The organism is Burkholderia sp. HAN2018, from assembly GCF_024704855.1.
Lineage (GTDB): Bacteria > Pseudomonadota > Gammaproteobacteria > Burkholderiales > Burkholderiaceae > Burkholderia > Burkholderia cepacia.
Genome location: NZ_QOBB01000455.1, coordinates 1 through 2,327, shown reverse-complemented (window position 1 = coordinate 2,327; position 2,327 = coordinate 1). Strand labels below are relative to the sequence as shown.

General features: G+C 65.4%; 4 protein-coding genes. All 4 read right to left on the bottom strand.

Annotation, left to right across the window (positions count from 1 at the left end; genetic code table 11):
* Positions 1 to 168: 168 nt before the first annotated feature.
* Positions 169 to 570, bottom strand: a complete 402-nt coding sequence (locus DPV74_RS40880) for a YXWGXW repeat-containing protein (protein WP_059695887.1) — start codon at positions 568 to 570, stop codon at positions 169 to 171.
* A gap of 160 nt (positions 571 to 730) precedes the next feature.
* Positions 731 to 985 carry a cell division topological specificity factor MinE gene (gene minE / locus DPV74_RS40875; protein WP_006486661.1) on the bottom strand — a complete coding sequence of 85 codons (255 nt, stop codon included), beginning with the start codon at positions 983 to 985 and terminating at the stop codon, positions 731 to 733.
* 12 nt (positions 986 to 997) lie between these two features.
* Positions 998 to 1,813 (bottom strand): septum site-determining protein MinD, encoded by an 816-nt coding sequence (gene minD, locus DPV74_RS40870; protein WP_027788114.1) that lies wholly within the window; start codon positions 1,811 to 1,813, stop codon positions 998 to 1,000.
* Between the two features lie 59 nt (positions 1,814 to 1,872).
* The coding region (minC, locus tag DPV74_RS40865) for a septum site-determining protein MinC (protein ID WP_119339251.1) at positions 1,873 to 2,327 on the bottom strand (455 nt) is incomplete at its 5' end.

Here is a 2,327-nt window from a genome sequence, read left to right as displayed (position 1 = left end):
CGCGGCCGGGACCAACGGCGCGGCGCAGCCCGGCCCGCGCGACGCTCAGTAGATCACGACGGGTGCCGGCCGGTAGTACACGGGCCGCGCCGGCACGACGATGCACCCGGCCAGCGTGATTGCGACGAGCACGATGGCGATTGCGGTTCTTTTCATCGCCCGCCTCCATCACGCCCAGTGGCCACGGGTCCAGAACCAGTTCGGTCCGCGCTGGTCCCAATGGCCCGGCACCCATTGCATGCCGACGCGCTCGGCCTCCCAGTGGCCGCCGATCCACACGTAGCGGCCATGCTCCCAGTGCCAGTGCCCGCGATCCCATACATAGCCCACGCGCGCGGCCGGCACGACCTCGTAGCGCACCGGCGGCGGCGCATTCGGCGCGACGATGACGACTTCCTCGGTGCGCACGGCGACCGGCTCGGCGACGACCACGCGGCCCTGCGGCGCGATCACGGGCGTGCCGACGAGAATCTCGTCCGCATGCGCGGCAAGCGGCGCGACGACGGCTGACAGGCTCGCGGCAAGCAGGGCGAGCGAAACGATACGACGTTGAACAGTAGAGACAGCCATCACAACCTCCAGGTTGAACAAGTTACGCGAGCGTATTCGTTCAATGCGGGAGGACCGATAACGGCCGACAGACGCCGTGTTACGGCGTGCCCGAAAATGCAACAGGGCGTAAGACGCGCACGGCGGCGAGTGCCGCCGTGCGGAGGGACACAGGTAGCACTCAGGCCTGCGGGATCTCGATCTTCACTTCGAGGACTTCGAGATCGTCCTGGCGCTCGAGGCTCACGCGGATGTCATCGTTCGAAATATGGACGTACTTCGAGATGACCGCGACCAGCTCCTTCTGCAGCGCCGGCAGGTAATCCGCCGGCGGGCGGCCGCCGACGCGCTCGTGCGCGATGATGAGCTGCAGGCGCTCCTTCGCGACCGATGCGGACTTCTTCTTCTCACCGAGGAGAAACGAAAGGATGGACATTGGCGGCCTCCGTTACTTGCTGCCGAAGAGGCGCTGCAGCAGGCCCGGCTTCTGGTAATCGGTGAAGCGCAGCGGCTTGTCTTCACCGAGGAAGCGCGCGACGACGTCCTTGTACGCTTCCGCCACGTCGGTGCCGTCGATATGCACGGCCGGCAAGCCCTGGTTCGACGCATGCAGGACGGCTTCCGACTCGGGCACCACGCCGATCAGCTTGATGCGCAGGATCTCGCTGATGTCCTCGAGCGACAGCATCTCGCCTTCGCTGACGCGCTTCGGGCTGTAGCGCGTGATCAGCAGGTGTTCCTTGATCGGATCCTTGCCTTCGGTCGCACGCTTCGTCTTCGACGACAGGATGCCGAGAATGCGGTCGGAGTCGCGCACCGACGACACTTCCGGGTTCGTGACGATCAGCGCTTCATCCGCGAAGTACATCGCGTGCAGCGCGCCCGCCTCGATGCCGGCCGGCGAATCGCAGACGATGTATTCGAAGTCCATCGCGGTGAGGTCGTTCAGCACCTTCTCGACGCCTTCGCGCGTGAGCGCATCCTTGTCGCGCGTCTGCGACGCCGGCAGGATGAACAGGTTCTCGCACTTCTTGTCCTTGATCAGCGCCTGGTTCAGGTTCGCTTCGCCCTGGATCACGTTCACGAGGTCGTACACCACGCGGCGCTCGCAGCCCATGATGAGATCGAGGTTGCGCAGGCCGACGTCGAAGTCGATCACGGCCGTCTTGTGGCCGCGCAGCGCGAGACCGGACGCAAAGCTCGCGCTCGTCGTCGTCTTGCCCACGCCGCCCTTGCCCGAGGTCACCACGATGATTTTTGCCATTTACCCAATACCCTGTGTTCGTCAATGAGAGCCGATCGATCCGGAGCGCACCGCGTGTATTACGTCAGGCGCAGCGGTTCAATCATCAGTTTTTCCTCTTCGAGCCGGATCTGCACCGCTTTCCCCAGTACATCGGCGGGCAACGGGTTCTCGGTTGTTCGATAGATACCCGCGATCGAAATCAGTTCCGGCTCGAGACACGTGCAGAAAATGCGCGCGTCGTGATTGCCGTGCACGCCCGCGAGTGCGCGGCCGCGCAACGGCGCGTAGATGTGGATATTGCCTTCCGCGATGATCTCCGCGCCGTGACTGACCGGCGCGAGCACCACGAGGTCTCCTTTCGCGTAAATCTGCTGCCCCGAACGCAACGGCCGGTCGATCACGAGCGTCTGGCCGCCCGGCTGGTTCGACACCGGCACCGACTCGGACGCCTGCTCGGGCGCCGCCGCGGCTGCTGCTGCGACGACGGCCTCGGCGACCGGCGACGCCTCCGCGCCCTCGGCCGGTTTCGCGG

Excerpts from the sequence above, each read along its gene's own strand:
- DPV74_RS40880 (WP_059695887.1), bottom strand. The coding sequence starts at position 570 with ATGGCTGTCTCTACTGTTCAACGTCGTATCGTTTCGCTCGCCCTGCTT.
- minE (WP_006486661.1), bottom strand. The coding sequence starts at position 985 with ATGTCCATCCTTTCGTTTCTCCTCGGTGAGAAGAAGAAGTCCGCATCG.
- minD (WP_027788114.1), bottom strand. The coding sequence starts at position 1,813 with ATGGCAAAAATCATCGTGGTGACCTCGGGCAAGGGCGGCGTGGGCAAG.